At 48.2% G+C, this 20,323-nt stretch carries 23 protein-coding genes; 20 read left to right on the top strand and 3 right to left on the bottom strand.

The features are described from left to right. The first annotated feature begins 152 nt into the window (after positions 1–152). The 4 genes from C3B52_RS08250 to C3B52_RS08265 are packed head-to-tail and all read left to right on the top strand — an operon-like array spanning position 153 to position 3,997. Positions 153–1,781: an efflux RND transporter periplasmic adaptor subunit gene (locus C3B52_RS08250; protein WP_103105604.1), complete on the top strand. Its 1,629-nt coding sequence runs from the start codon at positions 153–155 to the stop codon at positions 1,779–1,781. Positions 1,782–1,785: 4 nt separating this feature from the next. Then, positions 1,786–2,508, top strand: a complete 723-nt coding sequence (locus tag C3B52_RS08255) for an ABC transporter ATP-binding protein (protein ID WP_103105605.1) — start codon at positions 1,786–1,788, stop codon at positions 2,506–2,508. Then, positions 2,505–3,722, top strand: a complete 1,218-nt coding sequence (locus tag C3B52_RS08260) for an ABC transporter permease (protein WP_103105606.1) — start codon at positions 2,505–2,507, stop codon at positions 3,720–3,722. Before C3B52_RS08255 ends, C3B52_RS08260 begins: the two co-directional genes overlap by 4 nt. A gap of 59 nt (positions 3,723–3,781) precedes the next feature. Next, positions 3,782–3,997, top strand: a complete 216-nt coding sequence (locus C3B52_RS08265; RefSeq protein WP_103105607.1) for a hypothetical protein — start codon at positions 3,782–3,784, stop codon at positions 3,995–3,997. Between the two features lie 303 nt (positions 3,998–4,300). Here the strand turns inward: C3B52_RS08265 and C3B52_RS08270 are convergent, their stop codons facing one another. Further along, on the bottom strand, positions 4,301–4,660 hold the full coding sequence (locus C3B52_RS08270) for a hypothetical protein (RefSeq protein WP_103105608.1): 360 nt from the start codon (positions 4,658–4,660) through the stop codon (positions 4,301–4,303). Positions 4,661–4,898: 238 nt separating this feature from the next. Here C3B52_RS08270 and C3B52_RS08275 point away from each other — a divergent pair, with 238 nt between their 5' ends. The 6 genes from C3B52_RS08275 to C3B52_RS08300 all read left to right on the top strand — a co-directional run bounded on the left by C3B52_RS08275 (position 4,899) and on the right by C3B52_RS08300 (position 8,868). Then, positions 4,899–5,765, top strand: coding sequence for a nucleoside hydrolase (locus tag C3B52_RS08275; protein WP_103105851.1), 867 nt, complete (start codon positions 4,899–4,901; stop codon positions 5,763–5,765). Then, entirely contained in the window at positions 5,762–6,691 is a 930-nt protein-coding gene (locus C3B52_RS08280; RefSeq protein ID WP_103105609.1) for a nucleoside hydrolase, read from the top strand. Before C3B52_RS08275 ends, C3B52_RS08280 begins: the two co-directional genes overlap by 4 nt. 15 nt (positions 6,692–6,706) lie before the next feature. Continuing rightward, entirely contained in the window at positions 6,707–7,171 is a 465-nt protein-coding gene (gene mscL, locus C3B52_RS08285; RefSeq protein WP_103105610.1) for a large conductance mechanosensitive channel protein MscL, read from the top strand. A gap of 190 nt (positions 7,172–7,361) precedes the next feature. After that, positions 7,362–7,799, top strand: a complete 438-nt coding sequence (locus C3B52_RS08290) for a MarR family winged helix-turn-helix transcriptional regulator (protein WP_103105611.1) — start codon at positions 7,362–7,364, stop codon at positions 7,797–7,799. 39 nt (positions 7,800–7,838) lie between these two features. Continuing rightward, positions 7,839–8,585, top strand: a complete 747-nt coding sequence (locus C3B52_RS08295) for a CPBP family intramembrane glutamic endopeptidase (RefSeq protein WP_103105612.1) — start codon at positions 7,839–7,841, stop codon at positions 8,583–8,585. 4 nt (positions 8,586–8,589) lie between these two features. Further along, positions 8,590–8,868 (top strand): DUF2277 domain-containing protein, encoded by a 279-nt coding sequence (locus C3B52_RS08300; RefSeq protein WP_103105613.1) that lies wholly within the window; start codon positions 8,590–8,592, stop codon positions 8,866–8,868. A gap of 67 nt (positions 8,869–8,935) precedes the next feature. Here C3B52_RS08300 and C3B52_RS08305 read toward each other — a convergent pair whose 3' ends face one another. Beyond that, positions 8,936–9,706, bottom strand: a complete 771-nt coding sequence (locus tag C3B52_RS08305) for a YheC/YheD family protein (RefSeq protein ID WP_103105614.1) — start codon at positions 9,704–9,706, stop codon at positions 8,936–8,938. A 131-nt stretch (positions 9,707–9,837) separates the two neighbouring features. Here C3B52_RS08305 and C3B52_RS08310 point away from each other — a divergent pair, with 131 nt between their 5' ends. The 3 genes from C3B52_RS08310 to C3B52_RS08320 all read left to right on the top strand — a co-directional run bounded on the left by C3B52_RS08310 (position 9,838) and on the right by C3B52_RS08320 (position 11,513). After that, positions 9,838–10,644 (top strand): helix-turn-helix transcriptional regulator, encoded by an 807-nt coding sequence (locus C3B52_RS08310; RefSeq protein WP_235615638.1) that lies wholly within the window; start codon positions 9,838–9,840, stop codon positions 10,642–10,644. A 93-nt stretch (positions 10,645–10,737) separates the two neighbouring features. Beyond that, entirely contained in the window at positions 10,738–11,094 is a 357-nt protein-coding gene (locus C3B52_RS08315; RefSeq protein ID WP_103105616.1) for an MmcQ/YjbR family DNA-binding protein, read from the top strand. 41 nt (positions 11,095–11,135) lie between these two features. Then, the gene (locus C3B52_RS08320) at positions 11,136–11,513 is read left to right on the top strand and encodes a VOC family protein (RefSeq protein WP_103105617.1); all 378 of its coding nucleotides are present in this window, start codon (positions 11,136–11,138) and stop codon (positions 11,511–11,513) included. A gap of 99 nt (positions 11,514–11,612) precedes the next feature. Here C3B52_RS08320 and C3B52_RS08325 read toward each other — a convergent pair whose 3' ends face one another. After that, complete coding sequence (locus C3B52_RS08325; RefSeq protein WP_103105618.1) at positions 11,613–11,987, bottom strand: winged helix-turn-helix transcriptional regulator; 375 nt, start codon at positions 11,985–11,987, stop codon at positions 11,613–11,615. Positions 11,988–12,150: 163 nt separating this feature from the next. Between C3B52_RS08325 and C3B52_RS08330 the strand changes: the two genes are divergently transcribed. The 7 genes from C3B52_RS08330 to C3B52_RS08360 all read left to right on the top strand — a co-directional run bounded on the left by C3B52_RS08330 (position 12,151) and on the right by C3B52_RS08360 (position 20,318). Continuing rightward, positions 12,151–13,338 (top strand): MFS transporter, encoded by a 1,188-nt coding sequence (locus C3B52_RS08330; protein ID WP_235615639.1) that lies wholly within the window; start codon positions 12,151–12,153, stop codon positions 13,336–13,338. A gap of 25 nt (positions 13,339–13,363) precedes the next feature. Continuing rightward, complete coding sequence (locus C3B52_RS08335; RefSeq protein ID WP_103105620.1) at positions 13,364–14,206, top strand: aldo/keto reductase; 843 nt, start codon at positions 13,364–13,366, stop codon at positions 14,204–14,206. Between the two features lie 201 nt (positions 14,207–14,407). Next, entirely contained in the window at positions 14,408–15,628 is a 1,221-nt protein-coding gene (locus C3B52_RS08340; RefSeq protein ID WP_103105621.1) for an anhydro-N-acetylmuramic acid kinase, read from the top strand. Positions 15,629–15,653: 25 nt separating this feature from the next. Beyond that, on the top strand, positions 15,654–17,198 hold the full coding sequence (locus tag C3B52_RS08345) for an ABC transporter substrate-binding protein (protein WP_103105622.1): 1,545 nt from the start codon (positions 15,654–15,656) through the stop codon (positions 17,196–17,198). Between the two features lie 70 nt (positions 17,199–17,268). Continuing rightward, positions 17,269–18,210: an ABC transporter permease gene (locus C3B52_RS08350; protein WP_103105623.1), complete on the top strand. Its 942-nt coding sequence runs from the start codon at positions 17,269–17,271 to the stop codon at positions 18,208–18,210. Between the two features lie 15 nt (positions 18,211–18,225). Beyond that, positions 18,226–19,059, top strand: coding sequence for an ABC transporter permease (locus C3B52_RS08355; RefSeq protein ID WP_103105624.1), 834 nt, complete (start codon positions 18,226–18,228; stop codon positions 19,057–19,059). 38 nt (positions 19,060–19,097) lie between these two features. Next, positions 19,098–20,318 carry a serine hydrolase domain-containing protein gene (locus tag C3B52_RS08360; protein ID WP_103105625.1) on the top strand — a complete coding sequence of 407 codons (1,221 nt, stop codon included), beginning with the start codon at positions 19,098–19,100 and terminating at the stop codon, positions 20,316–20,318. The last annotated feature ends 5 nt before the right edge of the window (positions 20,319–20,323 follow it).

Consider the following 20,323-nt stretch of genomic DNA (forward strand, 5'->3'; position numbering starts at 1 on the left):
GATTGTGGATTGGCAAGCGACCTTGCGATTGGGCAAGGTCGTTTTTTCTTTTTTATACGGGACAATCTGACTTTTCCCTGACGTATTCGTTCCGTATATTGATCCCATCAGTTGCGGGCACGTACAACCGCAGAGGGTAGGAGGGTCTTTTTGTGGCGGAAACAGAAAAGAAGCAATCATTTCTTTCAAAATCAAAAAGCAAAAAAAAGAAAATCATTTTGGCATGCCTGGCTGTTGTTCTGGTTGGCGGGGGTGGCGTGTTTGGATATAAGACCTTGATGACCCCGCAAAGCGCACAGGCTGCTTTTCTGACGGAAACGGTAAAACGGGGAGACATCTCGGAAACAGTGCTGGCGTCGGGTACTGTTCAAGCGTCCAAGCGAACCTCCCTTTCCTTTTCTGACGCAGAAGACGCCAAGGATGCGATCTCATCCATTGAGGTGAAAATAGGCGATCATGTAAAAGCAGGTCAGGTACTGGCTATGATGGATGACTCGGTAGCCAAAATCCAGGTAACAAATGCAGAGGCGAACCTGCTCTCCGCACAGGCCAAGCTGGAGGATGCCCAAAAGCGCAAATCGGCTGCGGAAATCAGCACCCTGCAAGCAAACGTTAATCAGGCGAAAGCCGAGCTGGACGTGGCAAAACAGAGCATTGATACCCAAAAAGCAGCCAATGACGAAGCGAAGGCGAAAGCGAATTTGGAAACCGCGCAAAAAACCTTCGCCTCACAAAAGGCGTTGTTTGAGGCAGGAGCGATTTCCAAAACTGAATATGACAGTGCACAAAACGCGCTCGATCAGGCACAGAGGGACTATAATACCGCGGTGCTAACGGCTGGTCAGACAAAAGGTCAGTCGTCGGCAAAAGTAGAGCAAGCCCAGGCAGCATACCAAACTGCGCTGGAGGCATTAAGCGATGCGAACGAAGGTCCAGAAGCTGCTACGGTTCTCGCTGCCAAAGCTGCCGTGGAACAGGCAAAAGCACAGCTTCAGCAAGCGCAAAAAGCGTTGAAAGCCGTGACGCTGAAAGCACCGATGGATGGTGTGATTGTGCAGCTGAATGGAAATGTGGGAGAAATTCCTGCGAATGACTTCATCATCATGGACAACTCAAATTCCGGTGACCTGGAAGTATTGGCGGAAATCAGCCAAAGCGATATCGGTAAAGTAAAGGAAGGCTTGGATGTTTCGTTCACGACAAGCTCCTATACCGATCAGAACTTCAGCGGGAAGGTGAAGCTCGTCTACCCAGAGGCGAAAACAACTTCCGGTGTTACGACGTATGACGTGCTGCTTTCTGTAGCAAACAAGGACAGTATGCTAAAAATTGGGATGACGATGAACGTTACGATAGAGATTGGCACACACCAAAATGTACTGCTTGTTCCTGCTCAAGCCCTGCAAACGCGTAATGGCCAAGATGGGGTTTATTTGCTGGCGGGCAATACTGATGGTGCAGCACAGGCAACAGAGCCGGCAGCAAGCGATGCGCAGCAGCAGCGCGGGAAAAATCGGGAAGGAGCAAGAGCAGGAGCGAGTGAAGGCAGAGCAAACTTGCCGTATCGTTTCCAACCGGTCAAGATTGGTTACTTCGCTTCTGACAAGGTAGAAATCACCGAAGGTTTACAAGAAGGTGATCGTATTGCCATCCTCATGAATACAGCGACGTCTAGCTCAAACCAAAACTCTGGCCGCACGGGTGGTATGCCAGGTATGGGCGGTTTTGGAGGCGGTGGAGGCTTCGGTGGCGGAGGCGTCGTCCAAATGAGAGGACGATGATGAGATGAAACCCGTTATTCAAATCGAATCGTTGAAAAAACAGTATCAGATCGGTGATCAGGAAATCCAGGCGCTGCGCGGAGTAAGCCTCACGATCGAGGAAGGGGACTTCGTTGCGATCATGGGTCCCTCGGGCTCTGGCAAATCGTCGATGATGAATGTGATTGGCTGCCTGGATAAGCCTACCTCTGGTGAGTTTTACTTAGATGGCTTTCCTGTATCAGAAGCACATGATGATGAGCTGGCGGAAATCCGCAATCAAAAAATCGGATTCGTGTTTCAAAATTTCAATTTGCTCCCGCGAACGACAGCGGTTGAAAATGTTGAGCTTCCCTTGCTTTATGGTGGCGTCTCGGCAAAGGAGCGTAGACAGCGGGCGGTCCAGGCACTTATCAGTGTCGGTCTGGCCGAGCGGTTGAACAATAAACCGAACGAGCTGTCGGGGGGGCAGCAGCAGCGTGTTTCCATTGCACGCGCTCTGGTGAATGATCCGGTCATTCTACTTGCGGATGAGCCGACAGGAGCCTTGGACACTAAAACGAGCGAAGAGATCATGGGGATTTTCCAGCAGCTAAACGATGCAGGAAAAACCGTCATTCTGGTTACGCATGAGCCGGATATCGCGGAATACGCCAAACGGATCGTCCGTTTTCGTGATGGTCAGATTATCGCGAATGAACTGGTGGCAGAGCGTAGAAGAGTGTTGTCAGAGGAAGTGAGACGATGAGCTTTCTGGAATGTGTACGCATTTCATTTCGAAGTATAAAAGCAAACGGTCTGCGCTCCATACTCACGATGCTGGGAATCATTATCGGGGTCGCAGCGGTTATCGCCATGGTAGCGATTGGGGAAGGAACGTCCTCTAGCGTTGCTTCCCAGATCAACGGGCTGGGCAGTAACCTCTTGATTGTAGCGCCAGGACAGGCGACGCAAGGACGAGTGAGCTTGGGAGCTGGCTCCTTGAACACCTTGACGCTGGCGGATGCAGAAGCCATTGCACAAAAGGAGTCGGTAGCTGGTGTCGCCCCTAGCGTGAATGGACGTGGTCAGATCGTTTGGGGCAGCAATAACTATTCAAGCTCGCTGGAAGGCACGACGGCTGCCTTTCCTGATGTGCGCAATGTCGAGGTAGCGCAGGGACGCTTTTTTACAAACTTTGAGGTAAAGCAGCAGTTTAATGTGGCTGTAGTTGGTACTGAAGTGGTGAACAATCTGTTTGCGAATTCAAGCACGAGCCCGATTGGACAAACCGTTCAGATCAACCGAATTCCGTTCACCATTATCGGAGTCCTAAAAAGTCAAGGAAGCTCTGGCATGACAAACAATGACGATCGCATTCTCATTCCGATTACAACTGCGATGAGCCGCTTGACTGGTGGGAAAAATGTCGGAACGATTTATGTTTCCGCCACCTCATCTGACCAGATGGACCAAGCCAAGCTGGATATCGCGTCTACTATCCGCGCGCAGCATAATCTCAGACCAACAGCGGCAGATGATTTTCGGATCACCTCTCAATCAGATATCCTGAGCACGGCGCAACAGGTTTCCAGCTCGATGACCGCACTGCTTTCAGGGATCGCTGCGATCTCACTGATAGTAGGTGGAATCGGAGTCATGAACATCATGCTCGTGTCCGTTACAGAGCGTACACGGGAGATTGGGATTCGCAAAGCGATCGGGGCAAAACGAAGCGATATTCTTCGGCAGTTTTTGATTGAGGCTGTTACGCTTAGTCTGATCGGCGGGGTTGTGGGGATATTATTCGGAGTAGGTGCAGCTCTCGTCATCAGCAAGCTGGGGGGCATGGCTACCTCGATCAGCTTGTCACCGATCATGTATGCATTTTTGACGTCATCGCTGGTAGGTGTGATCTTTGGTGTATATCCAGCGCGAAAAGCGGCACAGCTAAAGCCAATTGATGCGCTCCGCTATGAATAACGAGGGATGTGTTACTTTTTTCCAATCCGGGCATACTAGCCGGGTGAGGTGTTTGTACTATGGAAAAAAACGTCCAGTTTTCCGTACCGTGGCGAGAAGCGACACGTATTATCAAAAAGATCAAATCAAGTAAATTGCGGTATTTTGTCAAACAGATGGAAGGGAAAACGAACATTGCTTTCGTTTTTCCACGAGTTAGCGTCAGTCAATATGTCTATTTGTACATCATCTTTGGACCTAGAGCAGCAGATGTGGTAGGCAATGATAGCAAGTAATAAGCGCCCTGATTCACCGAGGTGGGTCAGGGATTTTCGATTTTTTTCCGAATTCTACATATAAATTCCCATAATTTCGCTATAAAACAAAACCTGACACTTTTCGATAAGAGAGTTTCATAGTACAATTCCTGTATGAACGAACTTGGGGAAGTTCGGGATGGCGGCACCCAAACTGTGCAGGAGGGCCGCCTCTTTTTTTAACGTAAGGAATTTATACGCTCTATTCAGTATATGTGAAACCGCGATTTCGCCAAAAAGCAGGGTGACCTGCATCTATAGAACAAAGAAAACCCAGAATAGCTACTCTGGGTTTTCTTTGTATTTGCTTGGGAATGTCTCTTGCATTGGAGCAAAGCTTCCTTTCATCAAAGCATCAATCAGCTGTTCGCCAGAAAGCGAGATCGTGATCGAGTGATCGGGCAGGTCAGCGAGAAATTGATCCTCTTTATAGCGATACCAGAGACTTCCTGAATGCTCCAGGTGATAGATAAAAATATTTTCCTGATGCCTCCGTCCGAGCTTGGCGATTTCGCGCAAGGCGTGAAAGATCTCCCCCCAGATTGGCAAATAAGGTTTCTTTTTATAGAGAGTCAGCACGTAAATGAGCTGATTGGTTGCAAGTGAGATCGATTCAGTAGCTTGCTGAGTCTGAGAAAGCATGTTCCATGCTCCTTTGCTCTTTTATGTAGAGGCTTCTACATCAGTCAGGGTGCTTGGGGAATCTGACGTATTTTGTCGAATTCACGATTAAGTGTAAAATAGTTGCTGGCAGGAAGCAAGAGAGAATCGCAGTATACGTATAGGTGAATAGTCATTTGACGACTACTGCTGATTTGGATAGCATAAAGAACAGCGATTTTTACTAGAAACCTGATTGAAAGAGGGAGAGGTGAGGGATTTGGCACAAAAACAGTTGCTCATTGATTTTTGTGGGGGAATCGATGATGCTATCGCTTTGGCGTATGCGCTGCAAGCTCCAGACACCAAGGTTGTTGGGGTCATATGCAGCGATACCGATGCAGGGCGAGGGATCAGCCTAGCGCAAAAAGTAATCGATTGGGCAAAGCCTGGATACGAGATTGATATTGTAGCAGGAGAGCAGCGCCCTTTGTTCGCGTCACTGTCTGGCAATACGGCTAGAGTGGACGAGTCCTCAGCGGGTGTACGTCTTTTGCTGGAAAAAGCGCAGGAAGCAGAGGGTGAGCTGACGCTTGTTACACTTGGGCGTTTGACGACGTTGGCAAAAGCAGTAGCAGCTGAACCGATGCTCGCAAAACAGTTGAAGCGCGTCGTCATACAGGGAGGGGCGATTCGTGTACCTGGTGATGTAACCGCGATTGCTGAGGCAAATATGCATGCGGACCCGGAGGCAGCTTCTTTCGTCCTGGCAGCTGGCTTGCCGCTCCTCATGGTGCCCATGGATGCTACTTATAAGCTAACTATGACAAATGAGCAAGCACAGGCGGTTGTTTCGATTGCCAGAGACACTGGTATGATCCATGTAGACTGGCAGCCAGATGCGACCGATTTGCGCTTGTCTGCGTGGGGAGCGATGATTGCAGCTCTCGATCCGTCTGTCATAGCTACTCAGCAAATGAAGCTGACGATCGATTGCACCAGTACGCTGTCCCGAGGAGCGGTTTTGGCTGACCTGCGAGCGAAACCGAGTGTAGGGCGCGATATGGATGTTTGCGTACGTATCGAAACAGAAAAGCAGTATCTATGGCTGCAGGCGGCATTGGAACAGGAGGGGAACAGACGATGAAAAAGGTCATCATTGACGTGGATACTGGTATTGATGATGCGATGGCGATTTCGTATGCTGTTCATTCGCCTGAGCTTGACGTTGTAGGTGTCACTACGACATTCGGCAATATTACCGTGGAGGAAGCGACGCGCAATACGCTGCAAGTGCTTGAGCTGATCGGGGCTGCGGATATTCCCGTTTACCAGGGTGCAGCCAAGCCGCTTGTTCGCGAAGTCACAGCCAAAGCCAGACTGTTTCATGGTGAAAATGGATTGGGTAATGTAGTATTGCCTGCTCCTGTTTCATCAGCGCAGTCTCAGAGTGCCGTGCAGTTTCTGATTTCTACGATCAAGGAAAATCCACACGAAATCACTCTCGTTACCGTCGGCAGCATGACCAATCTGGCTTTGGCCATCATGGCTGCGCCAGAAATCGTTTCCTTGGTGGAGAGGGTTGTCGTCATGGGCGGAGCCGTTACGGTGCCTGGCAATCGCACACCAGTAGCAGAAGCCAATATTTGCGCCGATCCAGAAGCTGCATCGTATATTTTTCAATCAGGCATACCACTCACCCTCGTCGGATTGGATGTAACGATGCAGACACTGCTTACGCGTGAGCATTTGGCACAGTGGAGAGCCCGTGATACAAAGCTCAGCCATTTCTTTGCTGACATGTGCGATGTCTATATGGATGCGTATGTTACGGTTGGAAATGTTCGCGGTTGCGGCCTGCATGATCCGCTGGCGGTTGGTGTCGTGATCGATCCGACATTTGTGCGTACTGTCCCGATGCATGTGGAGGTAGATACATCAGGTGGACCAAGCGATGCCCGCACAATTGGAGACAGGCGTGAGCATCCTGAGAAAGCACCGAATATAGAAGTGTGTTTGGAAGTAGATTCAGAGAGGTTTGTCAGTCATTTTTTGCAATATGTGATGGATTAACAGGAGGGATTCGCCGTGTTAAAGGAATTTAAAGAGTTTGCCTTAAAAGGAAATGTAATGGACCTTGCAGTCGGGGTTGTCATCGGGGCTGCTTTTGGTAAGATCGTGACGTCCTTGGTCAATGACATTATTACGCCTCTCATTGGGCTATTACTCGGGAAAGTGGATTTTACCAATCTGTATATTAGCTTAAACGGAGAACACTTCAATACGCTAGAGGAAGCAAGAAAGAGTGGTGTAGCTACTCTGAACTATGGCCTTTTTCTCAACAGCGTGATCGATTTTATCATTATTGCCTTCTCCATTTTTATCGTCATCAAGCAATTGAATCGTTTCAAACGCAAGCAAGAAGTGGTCAAAGCTCCTGAGACAACCAAGGAGTGCCCGCACTGCATCACGTCTATTCCGATTAAAGCGACTCGTTGCCCGAATTGCACGTCGATGCTCGAGGTAAAAGGAACGGAGCCTGCGCACAGCTAGCATCATTTTTGCGACATAAGTGATTTTGAGTGGGTACTATGTGGAGTTTGGCATAGTCACCCACTTTTTTTATTCAGGGAGTGCGGGATGTGGGGTAAACAATCATGGCATTACTTGACATTTCTCTCACTTTAACATTAAATAAAAATAAATAGTTTAAGTTTTTAAAGTGTTATGAGGTGCTTTTCTGATGAAGATAGAAACGATAAAAGAAACACTCAAAATGATGGATAAAATCAATACCTTATTAGCAGAGGATTTTCAGGCCCTTTACCATTTTGAAATTACCCCAAAGCAATCCATCCTTCTCCAGCAGGTGCAGGAGCATGAAAAGATCACAATTGGTGAGCTCGCCAAGCATTTGAATATGTCTCTTAGCTCAACTAGTCAGCTGGTAGCGAAGCTAGAGCAGGACGGCTATGTAAAACGTGAAGTAAATTCAGCAAACCGGCGTGAGACATTTGTCAAGCTGGCAGAAAAGGCGATACAGATGTATGCAGAGATCGAGGCTATCGACGATGTCGTCATTGAAAAATACTTTTCCAAACTGGAAGAAGAAGAAATGATCCATTTTCAGCGTTTCACGAATAGACTGCATGACTTGATACTTGCGGAAAAATCGAAATAACGAGAGCCTGATGACGCGTTGGATAAGGGGAGATGGAGCATGGATTGGTTGTTGGCAGTGCTGCTGTTCGCTTTGGCATTACCGGGTGTGCTCGCGATGCTAAGAATAGAGCCAAAGCTCATCAAAGAAACTGGCGCTGAAGACATCCCGTATTTCGCTCGTTTGGTGAGCCACATGGTTCTCGTTGTCCCGAGTGTTCTGGTTGGTACCTGGTTATACAAGGACGCTGGTTTCGCAGCACCAACTCTTTCTGAGATAGGAGTCATGACCTTCCTCATCTCCCTCCTATGTGCTGGTGCACATCTGATTTATTACTACGGTTATCTCGTAAAGGTCACTGAAAAAAACGTGATTGCAAAGATTGATCGGGCAAGACAAAATGTAGGATTTGATACGAGGGTATTATATGGTGGGATCGTCGAAGAGCTGATCTTCCGCTGGGGACTCATGAGCATTCTCGTTTGGAGCATGAACAAGTGGTTGGCAATCAGTGATGTGAATTTGGTGTACTGGCTGGCGATCGTGATTTCCTCTCTGCTGTTCGCCTTGATTCACCTGCCAGGTGCCAAACAAACCGTCGGAAAGCTGACTCCGCCCTTACTTACGTATGCGATCACGGCCAATGTCTTTGTTGGTATTTGTTGCGGGTGGTTGTTCTGGAAAAGTGGCTTGTTATCCGCTATGATTTGTCACATGCTGTTTCACGTCATCTGGTATGGCTTTGAAAAATCAAAAAGGGCTCGTCCACAAGAGGAAGTATACATGACAAATAGCCGAAAGGAGTAACCTTATGTGCCGAAACATCAAAACATTGTTCAACTTTGATCCTCCAGCAACAGAATACGAGGTTCAGGCCGCAGCACTTCAGTTTGTGAGAAAGCTCTCAGGCTTTCAAAAGCCTTCAAAGGCGAACGAAGCCGCTTTTGAACAAGCTGTTGAAGAAGTAACTGTGGCAGCACAAAAATTGCTCACCTCGCTCGTTTCCAATGCAGAGCCAAAAAATCGGGAAGTCGAGATGGAGCGTGCTCGTGCGAGAAATGCAAAGCGGTTTGGGACGCAATCCTCATAGAGAAACCACACAGAAAGGATAGAGCTACAGATGACAACTGGCGCCCTATCCTTTTTTGTGTAAGCAATTAAACTTTCTTCTTTTTGGCCTTCACCCGATTGCGATATTGGAAGTGCAGGCGCTTGATCGTACGGAAATACGTTTTGTCCTTGAGCTTGGCAAACAAGGCATGGGAGGGAAAATCGTAATTGACCTCGATAATGGAAATATTCCCTTGCTTATCAATGGCAAAGTCGACTCCGATCTGGGAAGTATGTCTATACTTTTTGAAGTGGGTGCAGACGCGATGACTGATTTGGATCAATTGCGTGACGATGCTTTTGACTTTAGTAGCATCTACCGCTTTTGATTTCAAAAGAGCGTGTGGGACCGTTACCGCATAGCCGCCACCGCGGGCTACGTTTGTAATGACACTATCTGAACCCGCTACCTTGGCGAGCATCCCGGCGTATTGCCATCTGCCTTGGCCGTTTCGCATCATCATGACCCGAATGTCAAAAGAACGTCCATCGATTTGGGCCAAGTCTAGCCCTTTCTGGATGATATAGTTTTTCTCGCTGCATTGCTTTGCGATTTTGCTCTGCAAGTCCTCCAGGGAGCTCGCGTGTTCAGGCTCGCCTCGCTCCTTTACAAATTGATAGCCAGCGTCCGTTTTCCAGACCCGCATGATTCCTTTTCCCATATGGGTCCGGGTCGGCTTGATATAGACAGATTGGTATTTGGCAAGATAAGTGCCCAAAAGAGCAGGCTGATATAGGGAAGTGGGGGGCAAAAATGGACGGATGTACGCGTTCTTGGAAAAGAACTGATGCAGGCTCCATTTGGAAGAAGAGATCATTTCATGCACCTCGCTTCGAAAAATCCATTCCTACCCATGATATACGCAAAAATGATAAAGAGTGAGCAGGAGTAAGACGGTTTATGGAAAATAGGAAGGGGTAAGAGAATGTGCAAAGGATGCGAAATCAGATGCGATTGTTTCGTCCCGTTCAGCCACCTGTATTGAAGCATAGTCAAATGTCTGCCTACTATCAGGAATACGCTCCTAGCAAAAGGCTGGAGCAGTATGTGGCCTGCTATTGGACCTCGCTTACTGGGGAAATCGATGGGGACCAATGGAATCGGGTCATCCCGGATGGCTGTGTAGACATCATTTTTGACCTGAGGACTACCTCTACTTCAAAAGGGGCGTTTGTTTCAGGCTTGATGAGAACCTATGAGCTCATGCCGATCCTGGGGCATCAATCGTTATTCGGGATTCGCCTCTATTCGGAAACGGCACATCTTTTTCTGCGCTATCCGATATCCTCGATCAATGACAACCGGGTGTATTTGGAGGATTTATGGGGACATGATGCCCGCACGATTGTGGAGGACTTATGCGAAGCGACTGATATCACTGGTAGAATCGCAATGATCGAAGAGAGCTTGCTACAGCTATTGCTCAGGAGCCCCATCCGTGCAGGCGGTTTGCTTGAGACAAGTATGCAATACATATACGAGTGTCGAGGCAGCTTGACGATTGGCTCTTTGGCAGAAAAGGTAAACTACAGTGAAAGAAACTTGCGCAGAATCTTTCAAAGCGAGCTGGGAGTCAGTCCTAAGGAGTTGATTCGAATTATTCAATTCCAAAGCTTGCTGCAGGAGCTATATAGAGGTACCGAAGCGACGTTTACGGACGTCTCCCTCAAATATGGCTATTATGATCAATCACACGTCATCAAAAATTTTAAAGCATATTACGGCGTGTCACCTCGGCACATTTTTTCTACTTGATCGGAAAGAGTTGCTGGAGACTTGAACATGTCCGTTTTTTACAATTCAAGAGCGGGGAAAGCTGGTACTCTAAAGATCGGAAGGAGAATAACTGTGGACAAACAAACAGTAGATGCATTGTGCCGCAAACAAAAGGGATCGACGCATGATTATCAGGTGGACTGGGAAGCGGATCGTTACCATATTGGTGGCAAAATGTTTGCGATGCTGGGAGCAGATAGCAAAGGCGTACCGATCCTGACATTAAAATGCGATCCGGCTCGTGCAGATGAGCTGCGAGAAATCTACGAAGGGATTATTCCCGGGTACCATATGAACAAAACCCATTGGAATTCTCTCTATTTTGATACGGATATTCCTGAGGAGCTGTGGGAAAAGCTGATTGAGCATTCTTATACGCTGGTCTTGCAAAAGCTCCCCAAGCGTGTGCAGCAGGAAGTTGTTTTGTAAGTAATCGGCTTTGTAAAAATAGAGAACAGGAGTGAGTCGCTATGGGTTTAAAGCTGGATATGGTCGGTATCGTTGTGGCAGACATGAAAAAAGCGTTGGATTTTTATCGCCTGCTTGGTCTGGAAATTCCAGAGAGTGCAAATGAGGACCATCATGTAGAGGTAGCCGGAGACGGTGTTCGTTTGGCGTTTGATACGATTGAGATTGCCAAAAGCGTGTATGGAGGCTGGGAGGAAGCAACCGGTCATCGGATCGAGCTTGCTTTTGCTTGCGATGACGCCAACTCATTGAACGAATTGTATGCAAAGGTCACTTCACATGGATATGTAGGCCACCGAGAGCCATGGGATGCAGTGTGGGGGCAGCGCTATGCAATTGTCAAAGACCCGGACGGTAATCTCATCAGTCTTTTTGTATAACGCATTTTCTTCATAGACCAGTGTAGATGGAGTATAAAAAAGCCGACGCCCGCAACTTACAGGGAATCGGCTTTTTTCATTGGAAAAGGGAAATCTAATTTATGTGGTCTGTTTCTGATTGAGGATGCTGTCCTCAAGCATATCAGTGGTGTCACCGTAGACGCGAATGATATGCCGTTCTCCCCAAGCGCACAGTGTGTCCAATATGCCTTTGAGGCTCCAGCCATACTCACTTAGCTCGTATACCACTTTGGGCGGTACCTGATGGTGGACGATCCGATTAATGATTCCGTCATCCTCTAACTCTCGTAGCTGCTGGGTCAGCATTTTTTGCGTGATTCCGGGCATGAGCCGCTTTAATTCGTTCGTGCGCTTTTCCCCGTGGGTCAGATGACACAATATCACGCATTTCCACTTGCCACCGATAACCTCCAGTGTGGCCTCCACGGAAATATTGTATTTCTTTTTCTCCATGATCGCTCCTTCTTTCTATAGGCACTAAAAAGTGCCTATATTACTTTTTGGTATCTAGGGCACTTGAAAGTGTGTACTTTTCAATATTCACCCTATCATCCATAATAGCATTTGCCAGCTGGTAAACACCATACACAATTTGATGAAGGGGAGGAGATACCTCGTGAAGGAAACAAATCGAAGCACTTTGGCGCTGCTCGCTTTGGCAGTGAGTGCTTTCGCTATCGGAACGACCGAATTTATCAGCGTGGGTCTGCTGCCACTGATCGCCAATGATTTGCAGATTCCGGTCACTACAGCAGCATTGACCGTTACTTTATATGCATTGGGAGTTACATTTGGAGCACCAGTTCTCACCGCAGTAACGTCCAGAGTATCACGCAAGCATTTGCTGCTCTGGATCATGATTGTTTTCATTATCGGAAACAGTATCGCTGCAGCGTCGACAAGTATCGGCGTGCTGCTTGTGGGTAGGATCGTATCGGCGTTGTCCCACGGGATTTTCATGTCGATCGGCTCTACGATTGCAGCGGATTTAGTGCCTGAGAATCGGCGAGCGAGTGCCATTTCCATGATGTTTACAGGACTGACAGTTGCCACAGTAACAGGTGTGCCACTGGGAACGTATTTGGGTCAGCAGGTTGGCTGGCGATTCGCCTTTGTCGCCATTGCTGTTGTTGGTTTGATTGCCCTTTTTGCCAATAGCATACTCATTCCTAGCCGTTTGCAAAAAGGTGTACGAACTACACTCCGTGATCAGCTGAAGCTGGTAACAAATGGCCGTCTAGTTCTCATGTTCCTCATTACTGCGCTGGGATATGGTGGGACGTTTGTCGTCTTTACTTATTTGTCCCCAATGCTTGAGAGTATCACCGGCTTTTCTGGTGGAGCAATCGCAGTCATTCTGCTCGTATACGGGATCGCAATTGCAATCGGCAATGTGATTGGAGGGAAGGTCGCCAATAAAAATCCGCTGTCTGCCTTGTTTCGTATGTTTATCGTGCACGCTCTCGTCCTGTTTATCCTATATTTTACAGCGCCATTCCCGATTGCCGGTTTGATCACAATTATGTTCATGGGGCTTATGGCTTTTATGAACGTGCCTGGTTTGCAGGTATACGTTGTAATCTTGGCTGAACGCTACGTACCAAGCGCGAAGGATGTGGCTTCTGCTGTAAACATCGCCGCTTTCAACGCTGGTATTGCAATCGGTGCTTATCTGGGTGGAATCATCACAGATTCGATTGGTCTGATCCATACGACATGGATTGGAGGATTAATGGTGACGGGAGCGGTTATCCTTACAGGGTGGAGTCAACTGCTTGAGCGAAAAGGCTTAAAGCAAGCTTAAACAATAAACAGGAGGTACAACTATCATGACAACACAATTGCAAGCAACAACTACATTGAATAACGGTGTGAAAATGCCGTGGTTTGGACTTGGCGTATTTAAAGTAGAAGAAGGACCAGAGCTGGTTAATGCCGTACAAGCAGCGATCAGAAATGGTTACAGAAGCATTGATACAGCGGCGATCTACGGTAACGAAGAGGGAGTGGGCCAAGGAATTGCCCAAGGTTTGAAAGAAACGGGAATCAGCAGAGAAGAGCTGTTTGTGACTTCAAAAGTATGGAATGCTGACCTCGGCTATGAGTCCACGCTGGCTGCCTTTGATCTCAGTCTGAAAAAGCTCGGTCTCGACTACTTGGACCTGTACCTGATTCACTGGCCAGTAGCTGGAAAATACAAGGATGCTTGGCGTGCTCTGGAGCAGCTATATAAAGAAGGCAAAGTAAAAGCAATCGGCGTAAGTAACTTCCAAATCCATCACCTGCAAGACTTGATGCAGGATGCCGAAATCAAGCCGATGATCAATCAAGTCGAACTTCACCCACGCCTGACGCAAAAAGAGATTCGTGATTTTTGTAAGCAAGAAGGTATTCAAGTTGAGGCATGGTCTCCCCTGATGCAAGGGCAGCTTTTGGACAACCCGGTGCTCAAAGAAATCGCAGAGCGTCATGGAAAATCGATCGCTCAGGTCATCCTGCGCTGGGACCTGCAGCACGGTATCGTGACTATTCCAAAATCAACGAAGGAACACCGAATCCAGGAAAACGCCGATGTATTTAACTTCGAGCTGACAGCTGAAGACATGGAGAAAATCGATGCCCTGAATGAAAATCACCGCGTAGGTCCAGATCCGGATAACTTTGATTTCTAATAGAAGAAAGACAAAAAAGGACGTGTAATGCGTCCTTTTTTTATTTGTTCCCTCCACGCACTAATGAGAGAATAATTGTTGCCAAAAAGAAATAAAGTTTACTATTATTAAGTTGACTGACGTAATTTTATTACATATAATGAAAACGGAAACACAATGAATATTTCTACTATTCTCGAATCCCAAATGGGGGGCGATGACTTGAATCAACCAGCAAATTTACTGGATTATCGCACAAAGAGTGAACATCTGCTCATTGGCCTTATGTCTGGCACATCCTTGGATGGAATTGACGCAGCATTGGTTGCGATTCGAACAGATGAGCAAGGAGAGATTGCTGACGTTACACTCCGCGATTTTTTCTATATGCCATACTCAGAGGATCTGCGTGAATGGGTGATGAATCTGTGCAGCGTCGAGACTGCCAAACTGGATCAGCTCACTGCGGTTCATTACGGATTATCCGAGTGGTATGCATATGCCGTAGAGCAATTGATAAAAAAAGCCAATGTAACAGCTGAAGACGTCGATGCGGTCTGCATGCACGGTCAAACGGTTTGGCATATTGCCGGACGTACGCCGTTTCCAGGACCTACAGGTATGACTGAGGTTAGAGCGTCCTTGCAAATCGGCGAGCTGTCTACACTGGCGGAACGCACAGGAATTCCGGTGGTAGGAAACTTCCGTGCACGAGATCTGGCTGCGGATGGCGAAGGCGCACCACTCGTGCCGTATGCGGATTACATCTTGTTCCGTGATCCTCAAAAAGGACGACTTTTGCAAAATATCGGCGGGATTGCCAATGTCACGGTACTTCCTGCTGGAGAGAGTATTGAAAAAGTGGTTGCATTCGATACAGGTCCTGGCAATATGATCATGGATCAGATCGTGCAGGTCATGACAGATGGACGATTACGCTACGATGCGGGTGGAGAAATCGCAGCGAGTGGCACCGTTTCCCAAGAGCTTTTGGATCGTCTGCTGCAAGACCCGTATTACCAAATACAACCGCCAAAAAGCACAGGTCGGGAAGTATACGGCAAAGCGTTTGCACAGGAGCTGCTGACACAAGCGACGCAGCTGGGCATCAGTCAAGCTGATTTGCTAGCTACTGTTACCGCCCTGACTGCAACTTCTATCGCTAATGCGTACAAGCAATTCGTTTTACCAACCACCAAAGTGGAGGAAGTGATCGTCTCTGGTGGAGGCGCTCATAACCAAACTCTTCTTCATATGCTGCAAAGTCAATTGCCGGCAGGTATAACTGTCACGACGACACAGCAATTCGGCATGCCGGATGACGCGAAGGAAGCAGTTGCGTTTGCCATTTTGGGCCATGAGACACTAATGGGACGTCCTTCCAATGTTCCTTCTGTAACGGGAGCGAAGAAGGCCGTACCGTTAGGAAATATATGCTTCTAACTAGAATAACGTAGGGGGTACCATCGTGAAAAAACGAGTGTTGGCAGGCTTTTTCCTATCTTTATCCCTCATGCTTTCCGCCTGTTCCGGTGGAGGAACTGCTCCGGCTGACCAAGCTAAGCCAAAAGACGGGCAAGCTGCTGCAGCTAAAACGGAGCTGATCGTTGCAGCTGAGCAAGAGCCAGTGGGCTATGACCCGCACAAGGTTCCAGCGGCATCCAGTGTGCGTGTGTATGCACTGATTTACGACAGCTTGACCAAGCTGGATGAAAACATGGAAATCGTTCCGAACCTGGCAGAAAAATGGGAGATTGCACCAGATGGCAAAACCATCACCATGTTCCTGCATGCAGGTGTGAAATTCCACAACGGTAAAGACATGACAGCTGAAGACGTAAAATACAGCTTCGAGCGCATTCTGAACCCAGATACGGGAGCGATTGCGAAATCGTACTTCTCTTCCGTAGAGTCTATTGAAGCAAAAGATGCGACGACTGTCGTATTCAAGCTGAAAAATGCAGACGCAGCGTTCGTTGCCAATACGGCAAGTGCGTATGCTTCTATTGTTCCAGCAGGCTCGACTGATCTGACCAAGGAAGCAATCGGTACTGGCCCATTCAAATTGGAAAAGGCTGAATCTGGCCAATATGTTCTCCTGAAGAAAAATGCGGACTACTTCAATAAAGACTTGCCTAAAGTAGAAACAATCAAATTCCAAATCATGAAGGATGAAGCAGAGCGTCTGGCAGCAATGCGCTCCGGCAAAATCGACGTTAGCGTGATTTCTGCTGACTCCGCGAAGCTTTTGGAAGGCAAGCCTGGCGTACAGGTGAAAAACTATCAATCCCTTGAGTACAGCTACCTGGGTATCAACGTGAACAAAAAGCCGTTTGACAACCCGAAAGTACGTGAAGCAATCAGCTATGCGGTTGACCGTAACCAAATCGTTCAAACCGTATGGAAAGGCGAAGCGTCTCTAACCGGACCAATCGCACCTGCGCTCACAAACTGGGCTGTAGATACAGCTTCTTACCCAAGCTACAAAACGGATGTAGAAAAAGCAAAGGCATTGCTGGCTGAAGCAGGCTTCCCGAATGGCTTCGAAACCCAGATTGAAACAGCTGCTACTTACCCAGACATGGTAGAAACTGCGCAAGTGATCCAGCAACAACTCAAAGCGATCGGTATCAATGCGAAAATCAACCAGCTCGAGTGGGGTAACTACATTGATACTTGGAAATCAAAAGATATGAACTTGATGGTTGGACGCAACACTTCCGGTGTAGATGCTGACCGTTCCATGCGCTTCTTCTTCGCTTCTACTGGCTCTGCTAACGTTTGGAACTACGCCAACCCGGCATACGATGCGCTGGTAGAGAAAGCACTGTCCACTGTAGATCAAGCAGAACGCAAAAAGCTGTATGAAGAAGCACAAATGATGCTGGTTCAAGATGCACCGAACCTGTTCCTCGCTTCCCCGAAAAACTACTATGCTGTTCGTGACAATATCGACTTCACACCAACAGCTGCTGGTGAAGTGTACTCGCTGATCAAAACATCTATCAAGTAATAGTACGAGTTATTTACGGCTCCGCCAGTTGCTAGGCGGAGCCAAGTTTCTAAATATGGAGGGAAAAAAAGTGGGGTCTTATCTACTTAAACGCGTCGCCAGCTTGATTCCCATCCTGTTTGGCATTTCCGTATTGGTCTTTACGATCCTGCACTTGGTGCCAGGTGATCCAGCCTCCATCATGCTGGGGACCAATGCCACACCGGAAGCGATTGCGGCTTTGAATAAGAGCATGGGCCTGGACCAACCATTGCTAAGTCAATACATGAGTTGGATTACAGGAATGCTGCAAGGGAATTTTGGGGTATCTGTTCATACTGGCGAAGAAATTTTGCCGCAAATTATTAAACGCTTTTCGATCACATTGCAACTGACGGTATTGGGTGTATTGATCGGCTGGTTACTTGCTATCCCGTTTGGTATTTTGTCGGCGATTCGCGCCCATTCCAAAACAGATATCGTCGTACGTGTTGCTACGTTGTTAGGGATTTCAGTACCGAATTTTGCGATAGGGACACTGCTTTTGCTCGGCTTTTCCCTCTATTTCGGCTGGTTCCCGCCAATTGATGTCGTCAGCTTCTGGGAAGATCCGGTCGAGGCGTTCAAGGTATTTATTTTGCCAGCGACAACGATGGGAATCGTAGTGGCAGCAGGTGTCATGCGGATGACGCGTTCTGCCTTTTTAGAAACGATGGACAAAGATTTTATTCGTACGGCGCGGGCTAAAGGAAACAGCCAATGGACCATCGTCATGGGCCATGCGTTCCGCAACTCCTCGATTCCGATTGTCACGATTGCAGGAATGCAGATTGGATACCTGCTCGGCGGTTCAGTCATCGTGGAGCAGCTATTTTCGATTCCTGGCCTTGGCCAGTACATTCTGGAGGGAATTTATCAGCGTGATTATCCGGTAGTACAGGGAGGCGTGCTTTTCGTCGCTCTGGTGTTTGTCCTGGTCAATCTGCTCATCGACCTGATTTATACCTGGATTGATCCGCGTATCAAGTATTGACAAGGGGAATGCGACATGAGCACTTTTCGTAAGCGTTTTTTGACGAATAAAACAGCCGTCTTCTGCTCCATATTGCTGGCATTGCTTTGCTTGACAGCAGCGCTGGCACCGGTCTTGGCTCCGCATGACCCGACTGAAATGTTTCAGGACCACCGGATGGAAGGAAGCTCTGCTGATTATTTGCTGGGGACTGACCAGTTTGGGCGCGATCTTTTGAGTCGAATCATTTATGGAGCGCGGGTATCGCTGGTAGTCGGAATTTCTGCTGTACTGGTTAGCGTGGCATTTGGTACATTGTTTGGCTTGATTGCAGGCTACTTCGGTCGTTGGGTCGATGGCTTTATCATGCGTGTCATGGATGTGCTCTTTGCCTTCCCGGAAATTTTGCTGGCCTTGGCGATTGTGGCTGCACTGGGACCAGGGACGTTCAACACGATAATGGCAATCGGTATTGTGAATATCCCGATCTTTACGCGTACAGTGAGGGGCGCGGTCTTATCGATTAAAAACCTCGAATACGTGGAAAGCGCCAGAGCCATTGGCGCGAGCACAAAGCGAATTTTGTTCTTGGAAATTTTCCCGAACGTAACAGCACCGCTGCTGGTTCAATCATCGCTGGCAATCTCAGGTGCCATTCTGACCGAATCAGCGCTCAGCTTTTTGGGACTGGGCATCCAGCCGCCTGATCCTTCGTGGGGTGGCATGATTTCCGAAGCACGCCGATACATGGAGCTGGCTCCAGGCATGATTATTTGGCCGTGTATCGCCATGACGGTGACTATTCTTGCATGTAATATGTTCGGGGATGCGATTCGCGACATCCTGGACCCGCGTCATCGGAGTAAGTAAGGCAGCCCAAAAAGGATTTACAGCGTGGAGGAGAAGCAATGAATACGGAGCAAATCAGGGAACGTATAGAACGTAGCTTGGATAGCGGCATTCACCAGGAAATATTTCCAGGGGGCGCAGTCAGTGTTCTGCGAGGGGGCAAGTCAGCCCTGACCGTTTGCAAGGGCATGACAGGAAACGGTCCCGATGCTCAGCCTGTAGATACTCATACGGTGTACGATATGGCTTCTTTAACAAAAGTGATGGTTACGCTGCCGCTGGTCCTCATCAGTGTGCAGGAAGGCAAGCTCTCGCTAACTGATCCGGTTACAAAATATTTGCCTGAACTAGCAGAAGGCGAGGACAAAGAAAGCAAAGAGAAGATCAAGGTGATCCATCTCTTGACCCATACATCTGGATTGCCTGCATGGCGGCCGTTCTTTTTGCTCGGAGCTGGCAAGAGTGAGTATCTGCGTCTCATCGCTCGTGAACAGATGGCAGACGCTGTAGGACGCGAAGTGATCTACAGTGATCTAGGCTTTATGCTGCTCGGTTTTTTATTGGAAAGGATTTGGGACGAGGAGCTGGATGCACTTGCCAAACGGCTGATTTTTCAGCCGAGCGGGATGATTCATACGAGTTATTTGCCGCTCAATCAGGCAGGAAGCTCAGCTTGGACGATAGCCCCAACAGAAAACGGCAATTCATTTGAAAGAAACATGGCAGCGGGCTATATGGCTGAACTGTCAGCAGGACAGCCACTTTTTGCAAAAGAATGGAAGCAAATGCTGGCCACCTACACATGGCGCAAAGGCATCATCTGTGGAACCGTTCACGATTGCAATGCTTACTATGGTCTCGGAGGAGTCAGTGGGCATGCCGGACTGTTTTCCACCCTGGCTGATACAGAGCGCTACATGCAAATATGGACGACAGAGGATGCTCCTGTGAGCATTGATCCTACGCTATTTTCACTGTCCACTCGCTCACTCACCGATCCGTCTGTACACCGTAGAGGGCTTGGCTGGATCGTTTCCTCAACAGGTGGGTCGCTTGAGCAAATCGCAGCGGGCTGTACCGGAGGAGATGTGGTATCGGCGAGCGGTTTTGGGCACACAGGCTTTACGGGCACCTCAATCTGGTCAGACCCGGCCAGAGAAGTGACAATCATTACGCTTACCAATCGTGTTCATCCAGAAGTAAGTCCATTGATTGGTTCCTGGAGGCAAGCTCATCATAACCAGCTGTTTTCAGGCTTCAATATTGTCGGCACATCCTAAAGAAA

This window comes from Brevibacillus reuszeri, assembly GCF_002897295.1.
Taxonomy (GTDB): Bacteria; Bacillota; Bacilli; order Brevibacillales; family Brevibacillaceae; genus Brevibacillus; species Brevibacillus reuszeri_A.